The organism is Delftia sp. CH05, assembly GCF_009827015.1.
Lineage (GTDB): Bacteria > Pseudomonadota > Gammaproteobacteria > Burkholderiales > Burkholderiaceae_C > Comamonas > Comamonas tsuruhatensis.
The window spans coordinates 15,135-39,031 of the sequence record NZ_WUMG01000019.1 but is presented as its reverse complement, the minus strand read 5'-3'; the positions used below and the strand labels follow the sequence as shown (position 1 = coordinate 39,031).

Annotated in this window: 19 protein-coding genes and 3 pseudogenes; 18 read left to right on the top strand and 4 right to left on the bottom strand. The window is 59.8% G+C overall.

Annotated features, from left to right (window positions below; all coding sequences use genetic code 11):
* The first annotated feature begins 293 nt into the window (after window positions 1-293).
* Window positions 294-1,552 (top strand): IS3 family transposase gene (locus GRX31_RS16255; protein WP_237426699.1). Its coding sequence is split into 2 segments (ribosomal slippage): window positions 294-624 and window positions 624-1,552, totalling 1,260 coding nucleotides; the frame shifts between segments, so codons are not numbered across the junction.
* 17 nt (window positions 1,553-1,569) lie between these two features.
* Here GRX31_RS16255 and GRX31_RS30855 read toward each other — a convergent pair.
* Window positions 1,570-1,953: pseudogene (locus tag GRX31_RS30855) on the bottom strand (transposase); the annotation flags it as partial.
* A gap of 164 nt (window positions 1,954-2,117) precedes the next feature.
* Window positions 2,118-2,465: a DUF4148 domain-containing protein gene (locus GRX31_RS16250; RefSeq protein WP_160853662.1), complete on the bottom strand. Its 348-nt coding sequence runs from the start codon at window positions 2,463-2,465 to the stop codon at window positions 2,118-2,120.
* Between the two features lie 271 nt (window positions 2,466-2,736).
* On the opposite strand from GRX31_RS16250, the gene GRX31_RS16245 reads away from it, so the two are divergent.
* Window positions 2,737-2,961 carry a heavy-metal-associated domain-containing protein gene (locus GRX31_RS16245; RefSeq protein ID WP_160853660.1) on the top strand — a complete coding sequence of 75 codons (225 nt, stop codon included), beginning with the start codon at window positions 2,737-2,739 and terminating at the stop codon, window positions 2,959-2,961.
* 93 nt (window positions 2,962-3,054) lie between these two features.
* Here the strand turns inward: GRX31_RS16245 and GRX31_RS16240 are convergent, their stop codons facing one another.
* Complete coding sequence (locus tag GRX31_RS16240) at window positions 3,055-4,458, bottom strand: heavy metal sensor histidine kinase (protein ID WP_160853658.1); 1,404 nt, start codon at window positions 4,456-4,458, stop codon at window positions 3,055-3,057.
* A complete protein-coding gene (locus GRX31_RS16235) occupies window positions 4,459-5,142 on the bottom strand; it encodes a heavy metal response regulator transcription factor (protein ID WP_160853656.1) in 684 nt (227 codons plus the stop codon). It abuts the gene before it with no gap.
* A gap of 499 nt (window positions 5,143-5,641) precedes the next feature.
* Between GRX31_RS16235 and GRX31_RS16230 the strand changes: the two genes are divergently transcribed.
* From GRX31_RS16230 to GRX31_RS16160, 16 genes and pseudogenes are all read left to right on the top strand, one after another.
* Window positions 5,642-7,081, top strand: coding sequence for a TolC family protein (locus tag GRX31_RS16230; RefSeq protein ID WP_160853654.1), 1,440 nt, complete (start codon window positions 5,642-5,644; stop codon window positions 7,079-7,081).
* A 16-nt stretch (window positions 7,082-7,097) separates the two neighbouring features.
* Window positions 7,098-8,510, top strand: a complete 1,413-nt coding sequence (locus GRX31_RS16225) for a multicopper oxidase family protein (RefSeq protein ID WP_160853652.1) — start codon at window positions 7,098-7,100, stop codon at window positions 8,508-8,510.
* A gap of 33 nt (window positions 8,511-8,543) precedes the next feature.
* On the top strand, window positions 8,544-9,041 hold the full coding sequence (locus GRX31_RS16220) for a cupredoxin domain-containing protein (protein WP_160853650.1): 498 nt from the start codon (window positions 8,544-8,546) through the stop codon (window positions 9,039-9,041).
* A gap of 121 nt (window positions 9,042-9,162) precedes the next feature.
* Window positions 9,163-9,504 (top strand): copper-binding protein, encoded by a 342-nt coding sequence (locus GRX31_RS16215; protein WP_160853648.1) that lies wholly within the window; start codon window positions 9,163-9,165, stop codon window positions 9,502-9,504.
* 196 nt (window positions 9,505-9,700) lie between these two features.
* Window positions 9,701-10,183, top strand: coding sequence for a DUF305 domain-containing protein (locus GRX31_RS16210; protein ID WP_160853646.1), 483 nt, complete (start codon window positions 9,701-9,703; stop codon window positions 10,181-10,183).
* 123 nt (window positions 10,184-10,306) lie between these two features.
* Window positions 10,307-12,643 carry a copper-transporting P-type ATPase gene (locus GRX31_RS16205; protein WP_160853644.1) on the top strand — a complete coding sequence of 779 codons (2,337 nt, stop codon included), beginning with the start codon at window positions 10,307-10,309 and terminating at the stop codon, window positions 12,641-12,643.
* Window positions 12,644-12,750: 107 nt separating this feature from the next.
* On the top strand, window positions 12,751-13,161 hold the full coding sequence (locus GRX31_RS16200) for a hypothetical protein (RefSeq protein ID WP_160853642.1): 411 nt from the start codon (window positions 12,751-12,753) through the stop codon (window positions 13,159-13,161).
* 107 nt (window positions 13,162-13,268) lie between these two features.
* Complete coding sequence (locus tag GRX31_RS16195; RefSeq protein ID WP_160853640.1) at window positions 13,269-14,540, top strand: TolC family protein; 1,272 nt, start codon at window positions 13,269-13,271, stop codon at window positions 14,538-14,540.
* A 15-nt stretch (window positions 14,541-14,555) separates the two neighbouring features.
* The gene (locus tag GRX31_RS16190) at window positions 14,556-16,199 is read left to right on the top strand and encodes an efflux RND transporter periplasmic adaptor subunit (protein WP_160853638.1); all 1,644 of its coding nucleotides are present in this window, start codon (window positions 14,556-14,558) and stop codon (window positions 16,197-16,199) included.
* Complete coding sequence (locus GRX31_RS16185) at window positions 16,196-19,366, top strand: efflux RND transporter permease subunit (RefSeq protein WP_160853636.1); 3,171 nt, start codon at window positions 16,196-16,198, stop codon at window positions 19,364-19,366. The genes GRX31_RS16190 and GRX31_RS16185 overlap by 4 nt, the downstream gene beginning before the upstream one ends.
* Before the next feature lie 9 nt (window positions 19,367-19,375).
* Window positions 19,376-19,745 (top strand): annotated as a pseudogene (locus tag GRX31_RS31180) (TrbI/VirB10 family protein); the annotation flags it as partial.
* Between the two features lie 156 nt (window positions 19,746-19,901).
* Window positions 19,902-20,982, top strand: a pseudogene (locus GRX31_RS16180) (IS3 family transposase).
* A gap of 473 nt (window positions 20,983-21,455) precedes the next feature.
* Complete coding sequence (locus tag GRX31_RS16175) at window positions 21,456-22,157, top strand: DUF3275 family protein (protein WP_160853635.1); 702 nt, start codon at window positions 21,456-21,458, stop codon at window positions 22,155-22,157.
* Between the two features lie 454 nt (window positions 22,158-22,611).
* Entirely contained in the window at window positions 22,612-22,929 is a 318-nt protein-coding gene (locus tag GRX31_RS16170; RefSeq protein WP_160853633.1) for a hypothetical protein, read from the top strand.
* Between the two features lie 72 nt (window positions 22,930-23,001).
* Window positions 23,002-23,286: a hypothetical protein gene (locus tag GRX31_RS16165; protein ID WP_160853631.1), complete on the top strand. Its 285-nt coding sequence runs from the start codon at window positions 23,002-23,004 to the stop codon at window positions 23,284-23,286.
* A 205-nt stretch (window positions 23,287-23,491) separates the two neighbouring features.
* Window positions 23,492-23,734, top strand: a complete 243-nt coding sequence (locus GRX31_RS16160; protein ID WP_160853629.1) for a hypothetical protein — start codon at window positions 23,492-23,494, stop codon at window positions 23,732-23,734.
* Window positions 23,735-23,897: the final 163 nt, after the last annotated feature.

Genomic DNA, 23,897 nt, shown 5'->3' with positions numbered 1-23,897 from the left:
GCCTGACCCGGCTTGCGTCCTCATGGGCCACATGTGGCACCTCGGCTCTCGGTCTTGCGAGAAGTCTTCGCGGCAAAAATCTAGCTCACTGAAATTGCCTTGGAGGCCGCACAACCCGAAGCACAGGATGTCGAAATGATGTGCACCGTGGTGCCTCGCTTCCTGTGCGAGACTCCACCAGCGGGCCACAAGGTGTTCATGCGCAAATCTGCAATCCCTGGAATGAGATAGCCCCCTGATTCCCCGGCCCCGTCCTATCGCTTATCTTTGAAGATAGGAACAGGACTGTGCATATGACTAGGCATACGGAGTCAATCGAGGTAGTCGTGAAGGACCAGCGCCGCAGGCGCTGGTCTCTCGCAGAGAAGGCGGCGCTGGTGCGCCGAACCTACGAACCAGGCATGAGCGTGTCATTGGTCGCTCGGCAGGAAGGCGTTTCGGCTGGACTGCTGTTCCAGTGGCGCAAGCTCGAACGCCAGGGGGCTTTGACCGCCGTCTCCGCTGGCGAGGCAGTCGTGCCCGCATCCGAACTGGCGGCTGCCCGCGCGGAAATCGCCAAGCTGCAGCGCGTGCTCGGCAAGAAAACCTTGGAGAACGAAATCCTCAAAGAAGCCGTGGAGTACGCCGCAGAAAAAAAGTGGATTGCGCGCTCGCCTTTGTTGCCCGGGGACGACCAGTGAAGACGGTTTGCCGGACGATGGGGCTGGCGCGCTCGCATGTGCGCGACCCGCTTGGGCGCGGTGAAGACTGGACCGATGGCCGCAGCCATCGCACACCCAGCGACGATGCCGGGCTGCTCGCCGAACTGCGCCAGGAAATTGCCGACTTGCCCAGCTATGGCTACCGACGTGCCTGTGCCTTGGTGAACCGTCAGCGTGCGGCACGGGGCGCCCCGAGGGTCAATGCCAAACGCGTCTATCGCGTCATGGCACAAGCCGCTCTGCTGCTGCCCAAGGCGCCTCGCCGGCGCCAGTCCGCACCCACGCATGAGGGCCGTGTTGCGGTCTCGCGCAGCGACCTTCGATGGTGCTCCGATGGTCTGGAAATCAAGTGCAATTCAGGTCAGACCGTGACGGCCACCTTCACCAAGGATTGCTGCGACCGTGAGGTGATGGCTTGGCGTGCATGGGAGGGCAAGGGGCTGCCAGGTGAGCCGGTACGCGAGATGCTCATCGAGGCCGTCGAACGCCGATTCGGCTCGGTCGAAGCGGTCCCGCAGGGCCAGGAATTGGAGTTCATCAGTGACAACGGCGGCGCCTACATCGCAGCCGAAACGAGGGCACTGGCACGCGCGCTGGGCCTGAAGCCCATCAACACGCCCGTCTGTAGCCCGCAGAGCAACGGCACGGCCGAGAGCTTCGTCAACACATTCAAGGGCGACTATGTGGCGCGCATGGACCTGAGTGACGCGCAGACGGTACTGGCGCTACTGCCAGCGGCCTTCGAGCACTTCAACGAGGTCCATCCGCATTCTTCGCTGAAAATGCTTTCGCCTCGGGAGTTCAGGCGGCAACAGGCTGCAGGGGCTGACCAGGCGCTTTATTGCGACTAGGGCGGGGCCGGGAATACGGGGGCAACATCACATTTCCTGGCCCCTCGGGGGCTTGGTACCGAGGAGCCATCAATGCTGGCCCGACTCCAATCAATCAGGTCATGTGCTTGCAGGCGAGTTAGCATTGCTTGGTGTAACTGCTCCCCGACGCCAGAAGTATTCCAGTCGCGCAGGCGCCTCCAGCAAGTCATACCGCGACTGTACAAAAAGAGATTGGGCAAGCTCTTCACATGCAATGCGTTTTGGCAGTATGAACATGATGCCGTTAAGCCTGCTTCATTGCTGGCTGCGAGCTGGTGCGCACCGCCTTTGGCAGAAGGCACGAAGGCTGGGATCAGGGGTTGTGGCTGTCGCCAGAGTTCTTTGCTTACGGGCCGCCGTGCTATGAGGGCCGCGAGCATAACCGGTCTGAAGGCCCTCTATGGAAGTAGAGTTAGGCACTCTAGCAGATGGCCCGCCAGAGGCGAGCCTCCTCCGCCGACAAGATGCCCTGACAGCGACAATGCGCGACTTACGGGCGGCAATGAAGGCTATGCTTAGATTGATAGCGAGCGCAACTCCGCAATCATCCTGCTGTGTACAGAATGCGTCGAGCCTCGCGCTCTGCAGGGGACTCATTCAGCATTTCATCAATGACCTGCTGGCGGGATTTGCCTGATGGGGTTGCCGACGCGGGCCGTGGGTAGTTGCTTTCACCGTATGACAACCGGCCTTGTCGCATTGCAGCTTCTGTTTCGGCACGGACTTGTTCGCGAGTCTTATCGCTCTTGAAATGTTCCTGGTGAACAACTATTCCTTTTTCGTTGTTTGCGGGATGTTCGTATGCTGCGGAAGCCAAGCCCGGCAGACCCAATACGGCCACGGCGGCGGCTGCAGCGAACATGGAAGAGAGAGAGAGACGACGTTGGGTCATGGTGTAGCTCCTTGTAGAGGTAGATGAAACTTGCATCTCCCGATGGCCTGGTCAGGCGTTGGGGAGATGTGTTCATAGTAGAAAACTTTGCCCAACAGAACTGCGACTGCGCGGTGATTTTTCTGTCAGCTTCTTATGCGCTTGCCGTGGCGATAACGGGTGCAATCAAATGTGCCGATCCGACTGACTGACATACGGATGGGCGAAATCGCTTGACATTGCCATCGTGTCAGGGTTGAAACTTCTTTCACAAACTTAAAAGGATCATGTGATGGCAATTTTTCATGTAGCCGATATGACATGCGGCAATTGCGCTGGCCGTATTAAACAGGCGCTCGTCACAGTCGATGACAAGGCCCAAATTGAGATTAATCTTCATGATCGGCTGGTACAGATTTCTGGTGCTGCGACTGAGGCTGAGTTTGCCGAAGCCATTCAGGAAGCCGGCTATACGCCTGAGATGATTGACCGGCATCCGCGAGAGGGCGCCGATTAGATCATGGGTGAATGTCGAAGATTGGCTTCCACCAATTCCCTATGCTGCGGATAGATGGACCTCGACTCAATCATGATCAGTCCACAGGGCCCATCATGAATCCACGCCTTGCCAAGGAAACTTCAGAGCGAAACGCGTTCGCCCGCGGGCCGATGTTACGGCGGCGCTCCCGCCATGCGCCTCGATGATCGCACGGGTGATAGCCAAGCCCAGCCCGCTGCCATCGGTCTCAGGGTGAGTCCTGGAAGGGTCGGCGCGGTAGAAGCGGTCGAACAACCGGGTCAGGACTTTCGGATCGATGTCCGGCCCCGTGTTTTCCACTGCAACCGTAATAAATGAAGCAGTCTTAGAAATGGTGATCGTAACGTCGCCCTGATCAGGTGTATAACGTAGAGCGTTGGACAGCAAATTGCTTAAAGCACGCCGAAACATCAAGCGATCGCCATTGATGCTGCCATCGCCGTTTAGCTTGAACTGGATATGCTTTTCATCGGCTACGGCCTCATAGAACTCCAGCAGTGCCTGCGCCTCCTGCCGCGCGGAAAATCGCTCCTTGTGGGGAAGGTCGACTCCCCGCTCGGTCTTGGCCAAAAATAGCATGTCGGACACCATGCGCGCCAAGCGTTGAAACTCCTCGGCATTGGACGCCAAGATGTCCTGATAGGTGGCGGCATTCCGCTTGGTGGCCAGCGCCACCTGAGTCTGGGTCAACAGATTGCTGATGGGGGTGCGCAGCTCATGCGCCAAGTCCGACGAAAAATCAGTCAAGCGTTGGAAGTCATCCTGCAGCCGATCCAGCATGCGGTTGAGTTCTTGTGCCAGATCTGCCATTTCAACAGGCACGGCTTCCACGGGCATGCGTTCGGTAAGCCGCTGCCCCGTGACAGCCGCTGCGCGCGACTTCATCTCATGCAAGGGGGCCAGGCCCTGGCGCGCGGCAATCCACGACAGCAGTCCGCACACACCGATGGCCGTAATCACATAGAGCACAAGACTGTTGCGCAGCCCATCTAGGAATTGACGGTGGTGCTTGGTGTTCGCCGCAATGAGAATACGCCAGGCAGTTGCAGCATAGACAGGCGCCGCATCAAAACTAAAAGTGTGGAACTCAGCGTCCTTGTTGTGCCAAACCCCGAAATCGCCTTGGCTATCGGTGTGTAAAACGTTCCCGCGCTGCACCTGTGGATCGGATTCTGCAGATTGAAAGACTATCTCTCCCTGCCTGTTCTTCACCAGAACCTGAAGATCATGGTGGTAGTTCAGTGATTCGCTCAAGCGCTGACGAGCATCGTCCTCCGAGCTGGCATTGCGAAGAATATCTTCAATCAAGTGCCGCTTGTCTTGCAGCGCCATCCGATCCAGCTCCACAAAATGCCGCTCGGTCTCCACCAGGAATAGCCCCCCAAGCCCCAGTACCACCGCTGCCGCGATTACGGTAAAAAAGATGGTCAGGCGCCGGGTCAGTGGAAGTCTTCCGGGATGTGACGGCCGCCGCATCTATTCCTCCTCCGGCACTTCCAGCACGTAGCCCATGCCGCGCACTGTCTGGAGGAGTTTGACCGGATGGCCTTCATCGATCTTCACTCGCAACCGGCGCACGGCGACTTCGATGACATTGGTGTCACTGTCGAAGTTCATATCCCACACCTGCGACGCAATCAAGGACCGTGGCAGCACCTCGCCGTGGCGGCGCATCAGCAACTCCAGCAGGCCGAACTCCTTGGCCGTCAGATCGACCCGCCTGCCATTGCGCGATACTCGGCGGCGTAGCAAATCCAACTCCAGGTCGGCCACCAGAAGCGTAGTGCGCTCGCTTCCGGCGTGGCCGCGCCGAAGAATAATGCGCACCCGTGCCAGCAATTCGGCAAACGAGAACGGCTTGACGAGATAGTCGTCGGCCCCCAGTTCCAGCCCCTTGACTCTATCTTCTACTTGATCGCGGGCGGTCAGGAATAGCACGGGCATTTCCAGCCCTCGCTCGCGCAGGGATTGCAGCACCTGCCAACCGTTCAATCCCGGCAGCATCACGTCCAGGATCACGAGGTCGTACAGCCCATGCAAAGCCATGTGCAGTCCGTCGGCGCCATCGGAGATGAGGTCACAGATGTAGCCGGCCTCGTTCAGCCCCTGGCGCAAGTATTCCCCGGTTTTTGCTTCGTCTTCGACGATCAGTATCTTCACTTGTACGCTCCGTTGCTTTCGCAAGATTTTGCCGAGTTTGAAGCGCTCTGTCATGAAGATAATAAAAATGTAATGTTCAGCACATCTGAGCGTCAGGGTGTACTCTCCAGAATCTTTCTATCTTGATCCTCACCTTCATGAGATCAGGGATTCTTAAAGAGGAGACCATGATCATTTCTCACCAGTTACCGTCATTTAAGTCTCTGTTGCCGTGCGTTCTGGCGCTCATTGCAGGCGCAGCTTTTGCACAAGCTCCAGCGAACACTGAGCCGTCCGAAGCTGCGTTGCCGTCAAGGCTTCAGTACACGTCCGCCATAGGTGCATACCAGGCCTATGAGGATCAGCCGGTGCAATCCTGGCGCAAAGCCAACGAACGTGTAGGGCGGATTGGGGGCTGGCGAGCCTATGCTAAGGAAATCAGGACAGGCGTTCCGGCTTCCCCCAATGATGAGACAACCCCTAACGATCCGCACGCAGGCCATCAGGGGGGAGGCAAGCCATGATGCGTTTGCGTTCAACCGAAACCAAATTAGCGTTGTCCGCATTGGGTCTTGCCGTGCTGACTGGCTGTGCCAGCGTCAGTTCCGATCAGGGCTCAAATCGCGTCAATGAAGAAGCGGGCAGTTTCACAGGCGGCAAGCTCGCCTTGGCACGGACCCAAGATGAGCGCAATCAACGCGCAAATACTGCTCAAGCTCTGCTGGCACAGCCCTTGGGCCAGCAAGAGGCCGTCCAGCTGGCTCTGGTAAACAGCGCTTCGCTGCAAGCCTTGCTGGCCCAGGGTTGGGCGGAGTCCGCCGATGTGGCGCAAGTGGGTCGCATTGCCAATCCCATCTTCAGCTTTGAGCGCATGAGGGCAGGCCCTGAGCTGGAATTGGCGCGCGCGCTGTCCTTTGGCCTCTTGGATCTGTTGACCTTGCCTTCTCGGTACGGCGTCGCCACACGGCTGATAGAACAATCTCAGTTGCGCCTGACCAGCGACGTCGTGGATCAAGTTACCCAAGTGCGCCAAGCGTGGGTACGGGCTGTCGTCGCGCAGCAATCGCTCAACTATGCAAAGCAGGTTTATGCCAGTGCAGAGGCCGGGGCGGAGTTGGCCAAACGCATGCAGGCTGTTGGAAACTTCAACCGCATCGCTCGCGCACGTGAGCAAGCTTTTTACGCTGACGCGGCTACCCGGTTAAGCACGGCACAGCACCAAGTTATCTCCAGCCGTGAAGAGCTGGTTCGTTTGCTGGGGCTTGACGAGGAGCAGGCGAGCGCGCTCAAGCTTCCCGAACGCTTGCCAGATCTGCCGAAACAGCCGCTGGAGCCGCAGGCGGTCGGCTCGCAGGCCACCAAGGCCCGTCTGGATATCCGCTTGGCGCAGGCGAGCATGGAATCGGCAGCCAGGGCTCAGGGATTGACGATGGTGACCAGTTTCACCGATATCGAACTCACAGGGCGGCGCAATACCACGTTCGACAATGCCGAGGGCACCCGCTCCACCGCGCGGGGCTGGGAGATCGCGGTACGTCTGCCCGTCTTTGATTGGGGAGGCATGCAACGCTCGGCGATGAATGCCCGCACCCTGGCGGCAGCCAACCAGCTTGAAGCCACGGTGCGATCCGCGGGCTCCAGCCTGCGCGAAAGCTACTCCGCCTATCGCACCGCCTACGACGTGGCCCGCCACTATCGTGATGAGGTCGTGCCTCTGCGCAAGGTGATCGCAGAAGAGAACCAACTGCTGTACAACGGCATGTTCATCAGCACATTCGAGTTGCTGGCTGATGCCCGTGACCAGGTCAGCGCCGTGCAGGCCGCCATGGACGCGCAGCAGCAGTTCTGGCTGGCCGACGCCGCCTTGCAGGCATCGGTCATCGGGCGCCCGACCAGTACCAGCCTATCCGGCGCCGCCAGCGTGCCTGGCTCCTCGACCGGCGCTGGTGCCGGCCATTGATACAGAGAAAATTTTCATGACATCCAGACGAGATTTTTTCAAAGCAGCCGGCATTGCCGGCGGTGCGGTAGCTGCCAGCGCGGTAAGCCGGGTGGCCATGGCGGCCTTGCCAGAACCGGTGATCCAGTCCAGTCCGAACACCATGGCGCCGCTGGTTCCGAATTCGGGGCGACCGTATAACCCTGTGGTCACGCTCAATGGCTGGACCCTGCCGTGGCGCATGAACCAGGGCGTCAAGGAGTTCCATTTGGTGGCCGAGCCGGTAGTGCGAGAGATGGCGCCCGGCATGAAGGCTCATCTGTGGGGCTACAACGGCCAAAGCCCTGGCCCGACCATCGAGGTAGTCGAGGGCGACCGCGTGCGCATCTTCGTCACCAACAAACTGCCTGAGCACACCAGTATCCATTGGCATGGCCAGCGGTTGCCCAATGGCATGGATGGCGTCTCGGGCCTTACGCAGCCGGCCATCCAACCGGGCGAGACCTTCGTCTATGAGTTCGTGGCACGCCGCCCCGGCACCTTCATGTACCACCCGCATGCGGACGAGATGGTGCAGATGGCCATGGGCATGATGGGCTTCTGGGTGACACACCCGAAGGCCAAGCATCCTCTGATCGACGAGGTACAGCGGGACTTCTGCTTCCTGCTGAGTAGCTATGACATCGAACCAGGAGCTGCAACACCCAAAGTTGCAGAAATGACGGACTTCAATCTGTGGACGTGGAACAGCCGCGTTTTTCCGGGCATCGATTCCTTGAATGTCCGCCTCAATGACAAGGTGCGCGTGCGTATCGGCAATCTGACCATGACCAATCACCCCATGCACCTGCATGGGCATGAGTTCTTGGTCACGGGCACCGACGGCGGACCCACGCCCAAGAGTTCACGCTGGTACGAAGTAACCACCGATGTGGCTGTGGGACAAATGCGCCAGATCGAGTTCGTGGCTGACGAGGAAGGCGACTGGGCCTTCCACTGCCACAAGAGCCACCACACCATGAATGCCATGGGCCACAACAATCCAACCCTTCTCGGCGTGGACCACAGTGGCATCGCCAAGAAGATCAACAGCCTCATCCCTGACTACATGGCAATGGGTGAGCGGGGCATGGCGGACATGGCGGAGATGGAAATGCCGATTCCGGACAACACCCTGCCGATGATGGCAGGCCAGGGGCCCTTCGGCTCGGTGGAGATGGGCGGCATGTTCAGTGTGCTCAAGGTGCGCCGCGACCAGAAGCCCGGGGACTACAAAGACCCTGGCTGGTTCAAGCATCCCGCGGGCACGGTGGCGCGCAAGTTCGACGGAAATCTGGCCGAGCCCTCGCGTTTCAGTGCCGAGGGTGGGCAGTCCATGCCGCGCGCACGCAATTCGGCGACACCTACAGAAGTCAATGTTCGCAAGCCGACGTCGCACGGCGAGCATTAAGTCTTTCACCCATTTTTCAAAAGGAGATCATCCATGAAGTTCACCTGGTCCACTGTTTCTCAATTCTTGGCTATGGCGGCGCTTGTCACATCGGGCACGGCGTTTGCCAGTGGAAACCACGCTGGCGGCCACGGCCATGAAGATGGCGGAGAAACCGCCATTGGCAAGCCAGGCATTGCAGCCAAGGCGAGCCGCACCGTCACTATCGAGATGAGCGACAACATGCGATTCACGCCGTCGAACATTCAGGTCAAGCAGGGCGAAACCGTGCGTTTCATTGTCAAGAATGCTGGGCAAGTTAAGCACGAACTCAGCCTGGGGACTGAAAAGGAACTATTGGAGCATCTGGAACAGATGAAGAAGTTCCCCGACATGGAGCACGATGAACCCAGCAAGACAACGCTGCAACCCGGCAAACAAGGTGAGATCGTCTGGCAGTTCACCAAGGCTGGAGCCGTGAATTTCGCCTGCCTCATGCCCGGCCACTACGAGGCTGGCATGAAGGGTGTGGTTCAGGTTGGCAAAAAATAATAGAAAAACCTCATAGGCCGAGGTAATCAGAACTAGCTGAGGCCTGCAATGGCTCCCGAGATGCCGCTGAGTGAAAAAATGGATCAGCGGAGATTTTCAAGTTTACATACGTGAGGTAATCATGAACAACTTCAAGCAACTTCTGTCCATTTCCGCCATCGCCTTGGGTGTGGCGTTCCCCATGAGCGGTTTCGCTCAGGTCAACCCTGCATCGACCAAAGCGGAAGCGTCTCAGCAAGACTCGCTGACCGACGGTGAAATCAAGAAGATTGACCTGGACAATGGCAAGGTCACCATCAAACACGGCGATATCAAGAATCTGGATATGCCTGGAATGACCATGGTCTTTCCCGTTAAGGAAAAGAGTTTGCTGAATAACCTGAAGCCGGGCGACAAAGTGAAGTTCATTGTCATCAACGAAGGCGGAAAGATGCTTGTCACTGACATTAAGCCTGCCCAGTAATATCGTGCTCGTCCAGGACGCTCCTTCCATATCCTCACCATGGGCAAGGAGCGGCCCCCAACGCGGGAAGTAATAACTGGGCGCGAATAAGGGTTCAGACCGATTATTCGCAATGTACAGGAGAGAGGGAGATAGATCTTTGGCTTCCAAGCCAAACCCACGACGGTGGCCTTTGAAGCGACACTGGAGATTAGAAATGGAACACCACCATGAGCAAGGCGCCCATACTGCCCGGCCTTATTTGATGTTCTGGATCAATATGGTGCTTGGTCTGGCGGTCATGTACGTCGCGATGTTTACCATGATCGATGGCTTGCGCGACTACCATAACAACCTCAACATGCTTTACATGGCCGTCACGATGTGGGCACCGATGGGTGTCTTCATGTTGGCAACAATGCCCGGCATGTATCCCAGGAAGGTGCTGAACAGAGCGCTCTACGCTCTGTTCGTCGTTCTGACGATTGGGTCTTTCACCGCCACTCGAGCCCAGGCGCTCATCAATGATCGACAGTTCATCGACTCGATGATTCCCCATCATTCCGGTGCCATTCTGATGTGCCGCGAGGCAGAACTGAAGGATCCTGAACTGTCCAAGCTGTGCCATAGCATCACTGAAGCGCAGCGTGCGGAAATCAATCAAATGGAGCGAATCAAAGCTCGCTTGAGCTCTCAGTGAGCCAGCACATCCAAGTCTCGATGTGCAACCCGGCCCAGTTACTCTCCCACGGGCTCGTACCGAATCTGAGGGTCCATCGCAACATTCAACGATGTGAATGAACCAATAGTCCAGGGATATAGTATGAATCATCATCCGCACCACTCGGCAGCGCAAGCAGGGAACCAGAAGGAAACTTCAAGCGCCGGCACGTACTACGTGTGCCCGATGCATCCCGAAATCCGCCAGGATCACCCCGGCCGTTGCTCGAAGTGCCGGATGCATCTGGTGCCGGAAGACCAGGGTAAGCCTGTTCATGGTAACGATGACGCCTATGGACATCACCAGGCAAGCCATGCGCAGCCAGAATCTGCCACTGAGCCGGGTGGCACCATCTACACCTGCCCCATGCACCCGGAGGTGCGCCAGGACCATCCTGGCAACTGCCCCAAATGCGGCATGACGCTGGAGCCCATCATTCCGCTCGAAGAGGATGACAGCCACGAGCTGAGAGATTTTCAGCGGCGCTTTTGGTGGACTCTGCCACTCACGTTGATCGTTGTCGATCTAGCAATGTTCGGCCATCGTCTGGGCTGGTCCAGCATGGCTACGCAAAGCTGGATTGAGTTGTGGTTGTCATTGCCTGTAATTTTCTGGACTGGTTGGCCCTTTTTCGTGCGAGGCTGGCAATCGATCATCCACCGCCGTCCGAACATGTGGACTTTGATCAGCCTGGGGTCGGGTGCGGCCTTCATCTACAGCGTAGTGGCCACTGTGGCGCCGGGTGTGTTCCCCGATTCATTCGTCTCAATGGGTCGGGTGGCGGTGTACTTTGAGGCGGCGGTAGTCATCATCTCACTGACCATGGTAGGTCAGATCATTGAGTTAAAGGCACGTTCTCAGACATCGGCAGCCATCAAATCTCTTCTCAGCCTGGCGCCCAAGAATGCACGGCGCATCAATGCTGACGGTAGCGAAGAGGATATATCACTCAATCATGTACACGTGGGTGACTTGTTACGCGTGCGTCCTGGCGAAAAAGTGCCTGTTGATGGCGTCGTGACCGAGGGCCACAGTTCGGTTGACGAGTCGATGCTGACCGGAGAGCCCGTGCCTGTCACCAAGCGCGTCGGTGACAGGCTGATCGGGGCCACGCTCAACACGAATGGCGCGCTGGTGATGCGCTCCGAGAAAGTTGGGGCAGCCACCATGCTGTCCCAGATCGTGCAGATGGTGGCCTCCGCCCAGCGCTCAAAGGCGCCCATGCAACGCATGGCGGACGTGGTGGCGGGAAAATTCGTCATGGTGGTGGTACTAATCGCCGTTGCCACACTGTTGATTTGGGGATTGTTCGGGCCAGAACCCAGTTGGGTGTTCGGGCTAATCAATGCGGTGGCCGTGCTGATCATCGCTTGCCCCTGTGCGCTGGGATTGGCCACCCCTATGTCGGTGATGGTAGCCACCGGACGCGCTGCGAAGCAAGGCGTGTTGTTCCGTGACGCCGGTGCGATCGAGAAGATGCGCGAAGTGGACACCTTGATCGTGGACAAGACCGGCACGCTCACGGAAGGCAAGCCCGCTTTCGACACGGCCATCGCCGCCCCTGGATTCACCCCGGATGAAGTGCTGAAGCTGGCGGCAAGCTTGGATCAAGGCAGCGAGCACCCCCTGGCGGATGCCATCGTCAGGGCGGCGCGAACCAAGGGACTGACACTTGCCAAACCGATGGATTTCGACTCCGGCAGCGGCATTGGCGTTCGCGGCACTGTGGAAGGGCGGCGACTCGCGCTGGGCAATACGGCACTGATGGAACAGGAAGGCGTGAACGTAGCGAGCTTGCGGTCCAACGGCGAGCGTCTTCGGGACGAAGGCGCCAGCATCATGCACCTGGCCGTCGATGGCCGGTTCGCAGGCATGCTCGCGGTAACGGACCCGATCAAGGCCAGCACTCCTGATGCCATCAAGGCCCTTCACGCCAGCGGCTTGCGTGTTGTGATGGCTACTGGAGATGGTCTCACCACGGCCAAGGCGGTTGGATCCAAGTTGGATATCGACGAAGTTCATGGCGAGGTCAAGCCTGCAGATAAGCTGGCACTGGTGGAGCGGCTCCAGAAAGAAGGCCGTGTTGTCGCTATGGCGGGGGACGGTATCAACGATGCCCCTGCGCTCGCTAAAGCTGACGTGGGCGTAGCCATGGGGACGGGCACTGATGTCGCCATGAATAGCGGGCAAATCACCCTGATCAAGGGTGACCTACGCGGTATCGCGATCTCGCGCGAAATTTCCATCGACACCGTGCGCAACATGCGACAGAATCTGATGTTCGCTTTTGTCTATAACGGCATTGGTGTGCCAATCGCCGCCGGTGTCCTTTACCCGTTTACCGGATGGCTACTATCCCCCATGATCGCGGCGCTGGCCATGAGTTTGAGTTCAGTATCTGTGATCTTCAATGCGTTGCGCCTGAATGGAAAAAGGTAATCTTGCCGCTGGTGCAGCTCATTCATTTCCTTGAACCAAGCCTTTATTGCCGTTGTTTTAAATTACGTCAGCTTCTCGTGTTTTCGCTTTAATCCTAAAATTCCGCCATGATCTTGACTCGCGCTCTGAACCGACTGATCTGCCGCGTGCTGATCGGCATGTTCTTGTTTGCGCAATTGGCTGTGGCCAGCTATGCCTGCCCCAGCCTGTCGATGGGCAGCGCGAGTGATGACCCTAAAGTAGTCGCGATGGCGAATGACGCCCGGGCTATGCCATCCGGGTGCGATCAGATGGATCAGGCCGCAGCCAATCTCTGCGCTGAGCACTGCAAGTTTGGCCAGCAGAATAACAATACGGTGTCGCCTCCACCCGTGATGGCACCAGCAACGGACGTGCTGTACTTGGTGCCGATGGGTGAAGCAGCCCGCGGCAACGTCCAATCACTACATTCGTCTCCGCCCGACCTGCTGGCCACATCGCCGCCGCACGCCATCCTGCACTGCGTGTTTCGCATTTGATCTCCTGATACTTCCAGCCCGAAGTCCGCATTGAGCCGGGCCTCGGGTGCCTTCTCGCGCCCGCACATTTGATTGTGCACGCGCCCTTTGGCTTGTCAGGAGATTTCATGCCTGTTTTTCGTCTTCGCATCGCCGTCGCGATGCTTCTTGTCGCCGTCGGCTGGCAGGCGCATGCCGCGCCACTGAGCCTGGACGACGCCCTCCGGTTGGCCGAGCAGCGCTCAGGTCAACTTCCTGCGGAGGATGCGGCCGCGGATGCCGCGCGCCAGTCCGCGGTGGCCGCAGGCCAGCGTCCTGACCCTGTGCTCAAAGCAGGGGTCAGCAACGTACCACTGAGCGGATCGGAGCGCTTCAGCCTCTCCAGGGATGGCATGACCATGCGCCAAATCGGCCTGATGCAGGAGTGGACCCGCAGCGACAAGTTGCAGGCCCGCAGCGCGCGCTTCGAACGCGAGGCCGATGCCGCCCAGGCCCGGCGCACATTGGCGCTGGCGAACCTGCAGCGCGACACCGCCGCGGCTTGGCTTGACCGTTACTACCAAGAGCAAGCGCTGGCACTGCTGCTTACTCAGCGCGAGGAAGCTCGGCTGCTGGTTGACGCTGCCGAAGCGTCGTATCGTGGCGGACGCGGTGCGCAGGCCGATGTCTTCGCTGCACGCTCTGGGGTGGCCCTGGCGGAGGACCGCATCGCGCAGGTGCAGCGCCAAATCGCCACGGCCACGACACAACTTGCGCGCTGGATCGGCTCTGAGGCATTCCAACCTTTGGGCGCAGCACCGAACATCAATGCGGTTCCGTTGGACGCACAGACTCTACCAAGCACACTGAGTCGCTATCCGCAGATCGAGCTGGCAAGCCGTCAGGAGGACATAGCCCGAGCCGAAGTGGAAATTGCCCGTACCGCGAAACGCGCCGACTGGAGCACGGAGTTGATGTACGGCCGGCGTGGCCCGGGCTATTCCGACATGGTGTCGTTCACGGTTTCCATTCCGCTGCAGTGGGATCAAGCCCATCGGCAGGACCGCGAATTGGCGGCCAAGATCGCCCAGGCAGAGCAGGCAGGTTACCAGCGAGAAGACTTGGAGCGCGAGTACGCCGCGACCGTCCGTGCGACGCTGCAAGAGTGGCAAGGCGAACGCGAACGAGTACAGCGCTATGAGGACACGCTAGTGCCTCTTGCAGAGCAGCGCAAGCTTGCCGCTCTGACGGCCTATCGTGGCGGAAGCGGCACCCTGTCATCCGTGCTCGACGCGCGTCGCGCGTATATCGATACCCGCATGGGCCAATTGCAACTCGCCATGAACGCTGTGCGGCTGTGGGCGCAGCTCAATTTCCTCATCCCAGTCCGGCGCGATGCGGCGGCGGCCGTCCAGCCTTGAGCACGAGATATTTTCATGAAACCCAAACTCTCTGCATCCATCTTCCTTAGCGCCGTCGCGCTCGCTGCAGCGGGCTATGGCCTGTACGCACTCGGTGTCCAGCGTGGCAGCGCCCGCGGCGCTACCGCGGCTCCCGCGACCTCTTCTTCCGCAGCGGCTTCCGCGCCCGCCAATGAATCGGGCGAGGATGCCACACGCCGTCACCTTGCTGCGGGGTTGAAGGCCGGCGACACCGATCCCGCCAACGGCAAGAAGATTCTGTACTACCACGACCCCATGGTGCCGGCGAGCAAGTTCGACAAGCCGGGCAAGTCGCCCTTCATGGACATGATGATGTCTCCGGTCTACGCGGGCGGTGAGGCAGACGCTGGCGGTGTCACGGTCAGCCCTCGCATCCAGCAGAACCTCGGCGTGCGTACCGCAATAGCGACCGAAGGCGCGCTGTCGCCGCAGGTGTCGGCGGTGGGCAGCATCACCTACAACGAGCGCGACCAGGTGATTGTTCAGGTGCGCGCCGCCGGTTACGTCGAACGTCTGTACGTGCGCGCCACGCTGGACCCGGTGCGCAAGGGCCAGCCGCTGGCTGATTTTTACGTGCCGGAGTGGATTGCCGCACAGGAGGAATTTCTATCGGTGCGGCGCATGCAAGGTACAGATATGTCGGCGCTGATCGACGGTGCACGCCAGCGCATGCGCCAGGTTGGCATGAGCGAGGCGCAGATTCGCCTGGTCGAGAGCACCGGCCGACCCCAGCCGCGCATCACCGTGGCTGCGCCGATCGGTGGTGTGGTGGTTGAGCTGGCAGTGCGCGAAGGCATGACAGTGGCACCGGGCGCCACGCTGTTTCGGATCAATGGCTTGTCCACCGTATGGGCCAACGCAGAGGTGCCCGAGAGCCAGGCCGCGCTGCTGCGCCCGGGTGCCAAGGTGCAGGCCACCAGCCCTGCCGTGCCAGGCACCACCTTTGAAGGAAAGGTGCAGGCCATCCTGCCCGACGTGAATCCAACCACACGCACATTGAAGGCACGGCTCGAACTGGCGAACCCCGGCGCCCGGTTGGTACCTGGCATGTTCGTGCAGATGCGCTTCGCGGAATCACAGGCCGGCAAGTCGCTGCAGGTTCCGACCGAGGCCGTCATACAGACGGGCCGACGCACGGTCGTGATGCTCTCCGAAGACAATGGCCGGTTCCGGCCGGTCGAGGTCGAGATCGGGATCGAGAGCGGTGGCCAGACCGAGATCAAACGCGGCCTGCAGGCCGGCCAGCGGGTGGTCGTGTCGTCGCAATTCCTGATCGACTCGGAGGCAAGCCTGCGTGGCGTGGAGGCACGCCTGAATGCAAGTCCGGGTGGAGAGGCACCTGCTCCGGCGCCATCAGCGCAGCCTGCCGCAACGACGCCGCGGCATGTGGGTGAAGGCAAGGTCGAGAGCATCACCAAGGATGCGATGACGTTCGCGCATGGCCCTATCCCTACGATGAAGTGGGGTGCGATGACGATGGAATTCAAGCTTCCGCCGACAGGTGTGCCGGTCGGCATCAAGGTCGGTGATCGTGCGCGCTTCGAGTTCTATATCGATACCGATGATCTGCCGCAACTCACGCAGGTGACACCGGTGGCGCCTGCTTCCACCGCGGTCGTGCCGGGGAGCAAGCCATGATCGCGCGAATCATCCGCTGGTCGATCGTCAACCGCTTCCTGGTACTGCTGGCGACTTTGATGATCGGGGCCTGGGGTGTTTATGCAACGCTCAGGGCTCCGTTGGATGCCTTACCCGATCTGTCCGACGTGCAGGTAATCATCCGCACCACTTATCCGGGACAGGCGCCCCGTATCGTCGAGAACCAAGTTACCTACCCACTCACAACCACGATGCTGTCGGTGCCTGGCGCTAAGACGGTGCGGGGGTACTCCTTCTTCGGCGATTCCTTCGTCTACGTGCTGTTCGAGGAGGGCACCGACCTGTATTGGGCGCGCTCGCGGGTGCTGGAATACCTCAACCAGGTGCAGTCACGGCTACCCGCGCAGGCCAAGGCTTCACTGGGGCCCGATGCGACCGGGGTGGGGTGGATCTACCAGTACGCGCTGATCGACCGCAGCGGCACGCAGGATCTTTCGCAACTGCGCGCGCTCCAGGACTGGTTCCTGAAATACGAATTGAAGACCGTTCCCAACGTGGCTGAAGTCGCCACCATCGGCGGTATGGTGCGCCAGTACCAAGTGGTGCTGGATCCCGACAGGCTGGCGGCTTACAACATTCCGCAAACCCAAGTCGTGACAGCCATCCAGCGTGCGAACCAAGAGGCCGGCGGCGCGGTGCTTGAATTGAGCGAGGCCGAGTACATGGTGCGGGCTTCTGGCTACCTGAAGACTCTGGATGACTTCCGCAAAGTGCCACTGGTGACCACGCCGGCTGGCGTCTCGGTGCGCCTCGGCGACGTGGCGCGCATTCAGATCGGACCGGAGATGCGGCGCGGCATTGGCGAGCTGGATGGCGAAGGCGAGGCTGTGGGCGGCGTGATTGTGATGCGTTCGGGGAAGAACGCGCTGGAAACCATTGACGCGGTTAAGAAGAAGTTGGCAGACCTGCAGTCCAGCTTGCCCAAAGGCGTTGAGATTGTCCCCACCTACGACCGTTCGAACCTTATCGAGCGCGCGGTCGAGAACCTTACGCACAAGCTGCTGGAAGAATTCCTAGTTGTGGCAGTGGTGTGCTTCGTTTTCCTCTTCCACCTGCGCTCGGCATTGGTGGCTATCGTCTCACTGCCGCTGGGGGTGCTCGCCGCATTTATCGTGATGCACTACCAAGGCGTCAATGCGAACATCATGTCGCTGGGGGGCATCGCAATCGCCATCGGCGCCATGGTGGATGCTGCGGTGGTGATGATCGAAAATGCACACAAGCACCTTGAGCACTGGAACCATGACAACCCAGGGATGCTTCTTGAAGGGCCTCAGCGTTGGCGCGTGATCGGTGATTCGGCGGCCGAGGTGGGCCCGGCCCTGTTTTTCTCGCTGCTGATCATCACCCTGTCCTTCGTGCCGGTGTTCACGCTGGAAGCCCAGGAGGGGCGGATGTTCTCACCGCTGGCTTTCACGAAGACCTACTCGATGGCAGCTGCTGCCGGCCTGGCCGTCACGCTAATCCCCGTGCTCATGGGTTACCTGATCCGCGGGCGCATCCCCGATGAAAAGCGCAACCCCCTCAATCGCTTCCTGATCGCGGTCTACCGCCCCTTGCTGGACGCGGTGCTGCGTGCGCCGAAAATGACGCTGGTCGCTGCGGGGGTACTGCTGGTGGCCAGCCTGTGGCCGCTGCAGCACATCGGCGGCGAGTTCATGCCAAGACTCGACGAAGGTGACCTGCTGTATATGCCCTCCGCCTTGCCGGGCCTATCCGCGGGAAAGGCTTCCGAGCTACTGCAGCAGACCAACCGCCTGATCAAGACCGTGCCGGAAGTCGCGAGTGTCTACGGCAAGGCCGGACGAGCGGAATCAGCGACCGATCCTGCGCCGCTGGAGATGTTCGAGACCACCATTCAGTTCAAACCACGTGAGCAATGGCGCGCCGGCATGACCACCGACCGACTGATCGAGGAGTTGGACAGGACCGTGAAGGTGCCAGGCCTGGCCAACATTTGGGTACCACCGATCCGCAACCGCATCGACATGCTGGCCACCGGCATCAAAAGTCCGGTAGGCGTGAAGGTGGCTGGCTTGGACCTGGCAACGATCGACCGGCTGACCGGTGAGATCGAGAGCACGCTCAAGGATGTGCCGGGCGTGTCGAGTGCACTCGCGGAGCGTCTGACCGGCGGGCGCTATGTAGACGTGGACATCCGGCGCGACGATGCTGCCCGCTTCGGCTTGAACATCGCCGACGTGCAATCAGTGATCAGCTCCGCCGTGGGCGGCGAGAACATTGGCGAGACGGTGGAAGGGCTGCAGCGTTTCCCGATCAATGTGCGCTACCCGCGCGAGATCCGAGATTCGGTGGAAAGGCTTCGGGAACTGCCGATCGTCACCGAACGCGGTCAGCGCCTGGTGCTGACGGATGTCGCGGATGTCAGGATCACCGATGGTCCACCGATGCTGCGCAGCGAAAACGCGCGGCTCTCTGGCTGGGTGTATGTGGACATCCGGGACAGGGATCTGCGCTCCGCGGTTCAGGACATGCAGCAGGCCGTAGCGCAGAAGGTGAAACTGCCGCCGGGCTACTCCGTCTCCTGGTCGGGTCAGTTCGAGTTCCTGGAACGCGCTACCGCCAAGCTCAAGGTGGTGGTTCCCTTTACGCTGCTGATCATCTTCGTGCTGTTGTACCTCACCTTCGGCTCCTTCGGGGAGGCGCTGCTGATTATGGCGACGCTGCCCTTTGCCTTGGTGGGCGGTATCTGGCTGCTGTACCTGCTGGGCTACAACCTGTCGATTGCCGGTGCGGTCGGTTTCATCGCACTGGCGGGCGTGTCCGCGGAGTTCGGCGTGATCATGCTGCTGTACCTTAAAACCGCCTGGAACGATCGCGTCGAGCAAGGCAAGACGACTGCCACCGATCTGCTTGACGCCATCCGCGAAGGCGCAGTGCTGCGCGTGCGCCCGAAGGCCATGACGGTGGCGGTGATTCTGGCAGGCCTGTTTCCGATCATGTGGGGTACTGGCACCGGCTCCGAGGTGATGCAGCGCATCGCCGCACCGATGGTCGGCGGGATGATTACCGCGCCGCTGCTGTCGATGTTTGTGGTTCCGGCGGCCTATTTGCTGATGCGCCGGCCGCGCACGCAGGGGACGCGGCACTGGTTCTTCCTGGGACGACGCCATGCCGACTCTTGAATGTCGTCGGATACATCTTCGCCTACGCTCGACCATTTGCTGGGCACTGACGCCGCGGGCTATGCAGGGCTGAGGGATGACGTAGACTGGCACCGGTGCCGCATCTTGGCAGGAGCGGAGTTGACCAGGCTGCGGGGTGTGGGTGGCTAGCTCGCCGCGCCGGAGAACCAGTAGAAAGGCAATCGCATCACCATTACTAGGCGCGACAGCGCTCAGGGCAGTTCAAAACCACATGTGCCAGGACATGACACGGCGCAACTTGAACGTCCAGCCGTAGCTGACGGCGCGGGTGGGCTTGCCTGTCTGCGTGATCTCCAGTCGCGATCTCGTGTTATGTCCCTGCCAGACCATATACCTGCAACGCGGGGGATTGCGATGAGCACAGCCAGAAAATCCGCCTGGGCCCATGCCGTCCCATGAAAGCGAAAAACGGACCTTTATCTGTCCCACCAGCCTGCGGGCAGACCTTGACCTGCTCCCCACAGGGCGCACCAGTCGAAGGTTAGTAGAGTCCGTTTTCAGAGGAAGAACGGACATGAAGAAGAGCAGATTCATCGACGAACAGATCATCGGTTTTCTCAAGCAGGCCGAGGGCGGCATGCCTGTCAAGGAACTGTGTCGCCTTGGCGGTTTCAGCGAAGCGACCTTCTACAAGTGGCGCGCCAAGTTCGGCGGCATGCAGGCCGGCGAGGCCACGCGGCTACGCGAGATCGAGAGCGAGAACGCCGGGCTCAAGAAGCTGCTGGCCGAGGCCCACCTGCACATCGAAGCGCTGAAGGTGGGCTTCGGGGTAAAGCGCTGACCCCGCAGGCCAGGCGCGAGGCCGCTGCCAGGATGGTTCAGGGACTGTCCATCAGCGAGCGCCGCGCCTGTCGCTATGCGGGGTTGTCTAGAACCAGCTAGCATGAACCAGTCAACGGCCAGCCTAAGCACGCGCATCGTCGAGTTGGCGCACGAGCGTCTGCGCTTTGGCTACCGGCCCATCCACGACCTGTTTAGCCTTGAAGGCCACCAGGCGAACCACAAACGCGTGTGACGCCTGTACAAGCTGACCAACCTGTCGGTGCGCAAGCGCCGCAAGGTCAAACGCCCTACTGGCGTGCGCCAGCCCTTGGCTGCCAGCCAGCACGTCAATGTCACCTGGAGCGCAGACTTCGTGATGGACGCACTGGCTAACGGCCGGCGCATCAAGTGCCTGACGGTGGTCGATGACTTCAGCTGCGAGTGTGTGGACATCGCGGTGGACCACGGCATGGGTGGCGAGTATGTCGTGCGCTTGCTGGACCAGGCAGCGCAGTTCCGCGGCTACCCGCTGGCCATCCGCACCGATCAGGGGCTTGAGTTCACCAGTCGGGCCTTCATGGCGTGGACAGCGGCACGCGGCGTTCGGCATCTGCTCAACGATGCCCGACCCAGAACGCCTGCATCGAAAGCTCCAACGGCAAGTTCAGGGACGAGTGCTTGAACGAGCAATGATGGCGGAGATAACCCGCTGTCGGCGCGATTACAACGAGGTGCAGCCCCACAGTTCATTGGGGCGTATCTCGCCGGCCAGCTTCGCTACCTTGCATCGCCAGCGCGCTGGGGATGCAAGGCAATCACCGGAGATCAAGTAGTCTCCAAAACCTTGGACTCGCTAAGTGAACATTGGCACGTCTAAAGGGGGGCAGGTCACTTCTTCCCTGCAGCATCGGGGTAAGGCCGCAGGAGGCGGCTAGCCAGCGACCTGATGGCGTTCAGAAGGTTCACGCAGCTTGCGCTAAAGTTCTCTTTTACGACCCAAGTCCTAAGTTTTGCGCTATGCTTAAGGCTTCCAAGCGATTGCAGGTGTCGCCCAAACCTGTTGCCACTTTGTGGCAAGGCATGTGAGCTTCTGAGACATGCGCGCCTTAGGGTTGAAGCACTTTGATCTGGCACACTACCTCGTTGACGCACACCTTCGGCACGTGTGTGAGGTCACATAGCCGGCTGACTGGAAATCTCCCGGAACATCCAACCAGCACTCCATGCGTTTTTCGTGTGGAGTGTTTTTTTTCACCCATGGGGCCTTGCCCATGGGCTCAGGCTCCGTCTTTTGGAGCAAGAGCACATGATCAAGCTCTCCGGCATCACGCTGAGAGTCAAGAAAATCCGCGGAGGCCGCAACGGCGACTTTTGCGTCGGAGAGTTGTTCACCGACATCGGTGAATTCCGCGTCTTCGACCAGCTGCTCGACCAGTTCGATGACGGCGTCTACAGAGGCACGGCTTGGGTTGAGCGGATCTTCCTGAAGCAGTACATCCACTTCAACAAGTCCATCACCGAGATCCGCGCCGTGCTGCACGATCTTCAGATCGATGACATGGAAGAGAGGCCTGCAGAACCCCATCTTGTCGAGGCTGACCCAGCGGATGAAGAGCCGCGAGACGTTCCGCCATCGCCACCGCCACCGCCACCTCGTGCGGCACCCGTCAGCACCACATCGACGCCTTCACCAGGTTCGAGCCCGGCCCAGTCCAGAGCGAATGTGGAAGAGCTCAAAAAGCGCATCCAAAAGCGGCTGGCGAGAGGTGACCAAGCGCAGACAGCTATGACGGTTTCTGACCCCGTACCAGTTGAAGATCCGCAGTCCGCGCAAGAGGCACAGCTGCAGGAGCTTTTCGGAGAGCTTTGGCCACAAGTGCACAGCCGTGACGCTGTGAAGCTCGACCCGACTGTGGATCGACTTCGCCTGCGTCAGCAAGTGGCAGCCCTCAAGGACTTGGGCTACAGGATGGCAGACATTCAGAGCCAGACCTGGCATCCGATCTGACACATCAGCCCGCGTAGCGGGTTGTCTCTTGCGCACCGAGCGGTGCTCAATAGACAGCCCGCTGGACCCAGTGGGGTAGGGGGCTCTCCAATTGGGGTGGCTGCGACCTGATGCGCAGCGGCTTTGCGATAGTGCAGCCACGGTGAAAGCCAAGCCGTGCCTGTGACCGCGCCCTTCCTTGGTCACCTGAGCTCCAACTGGTGACCGGCCTGCTACTGGCGGCCAGGAGCATTGTGAAATCTGTGGAACCGATGAGTTCCCTCAGCAGCCGCAGCTGCGGCTGCGGCTGCTGAGGGAAACCATCCAACCATTCAGTATGGTTTCGAGCACATTGAGCCCTGCAAATGTGCAAAGCAGTTCGCTGCTTGGGCATTGCCATCATCACCACCCTTGCGCGGGCACAAGAGCCCGTTAGGGAAGGCGTGCCCGCTCTTTTTTCGGGAGGAGTAGACTCATGGGCATGCCCATCAAACTGAGCGTCTTTGAAGCACTGACCGAGGCTGGCGTCACGCCAGACAAGGCCCGTGCCGTGGAGCGTGAGCTTGAAAACGCCATCCAGACCGGCCAGGATGCTGTGCGTGCAGAAATGCGCGACCAGCTCATGACCAAATCGGATGGCGCCGAGCTGAAATCTCAGATCGCCAATGTGCGAACTGAAATCTCGGCATCTGAGACTCGTCTCAATGCCCGTCTCAATGACCAGCTGCGCTGGATCATCACCACTCAAATTACGGTTGTGGGGCTCGCCATCGCGGCGGTCAAACTTCTGTAGTTCACCTTCTCATCCACCCTCGGGGACCATCGTCCCCCAGGGCCGGTTGTCCCCATTTCTTTGGATACAACTATGACCCACCCTCAAGTTCTGCCCGTGTGGACGGCCGAGCAGCGCATTCGTGCGCACCAAGCGTTCAACCGCTGGATGCAGGCCTGCACGGAGCAGGAGTATGAAAAGCTGATGGATCTGCGCGAGCAGGTCGCGCCAGGCGAAGTCTGTTCGATCGTCAAGCTGGTCCAGTCGTGCTACGCACGTCCTGAGCTGCTTGCTGGTCTGCCAGCCGGCCTGGTTCAACTGATGCGAGAACGGAATTTGCCGCAGCCTTTTGCTGTCGCATCCGCTGCCGCAGGATAGGAAGCGCATCACGCGCATCGAGTTCCTCGAAGAGGTGGACCAGGTCCAGTTCTTCGACGGGGCTTCCTTCAATCACTCTCAAGCTGGGGCGCGTTTCGGTCATCCGAAAAGTGTCTCACGATTTCAACCTTCCCCCCCCCAACCCGGATGGGCCGTGTCCCATCTGGGCGCGCTCGTCCATTTCCCCCTCCCAAGGAGAAATGTCATGACGCAAACCGAAATCCCAAGCGCAGCCAAGGCAGATGAAACCGTTCAAGTTGGTGCTCTTGCCCGCGCTAGCGGAAAGGAGTATCCAATGCAGATTCTGCGAAGTGCTGCGGGCTTCTACCTTGGGACCTATTCCGACGATGGTCCGTACACGCGGGAATCAACCCAGTACTGGCCAACCCGTGAGAAGGCCAAGAAGGCATGGGATGAAGGGCGCTGGACACAGCGCACCTATCTCTGACCCCACCACCCAGTTCACAGGTCTTCCTGCGGCTGGGGACATCAACACTTCAACTCAACTTCAACCCGGATGGGCCGTCCCGTCCGGGGGCGCTCGTCCATTTCCCCCCAAGGAGAAATGACATGTCGCAAGTTCAATTCGCAACGTCCGCAAATTCTGCAAT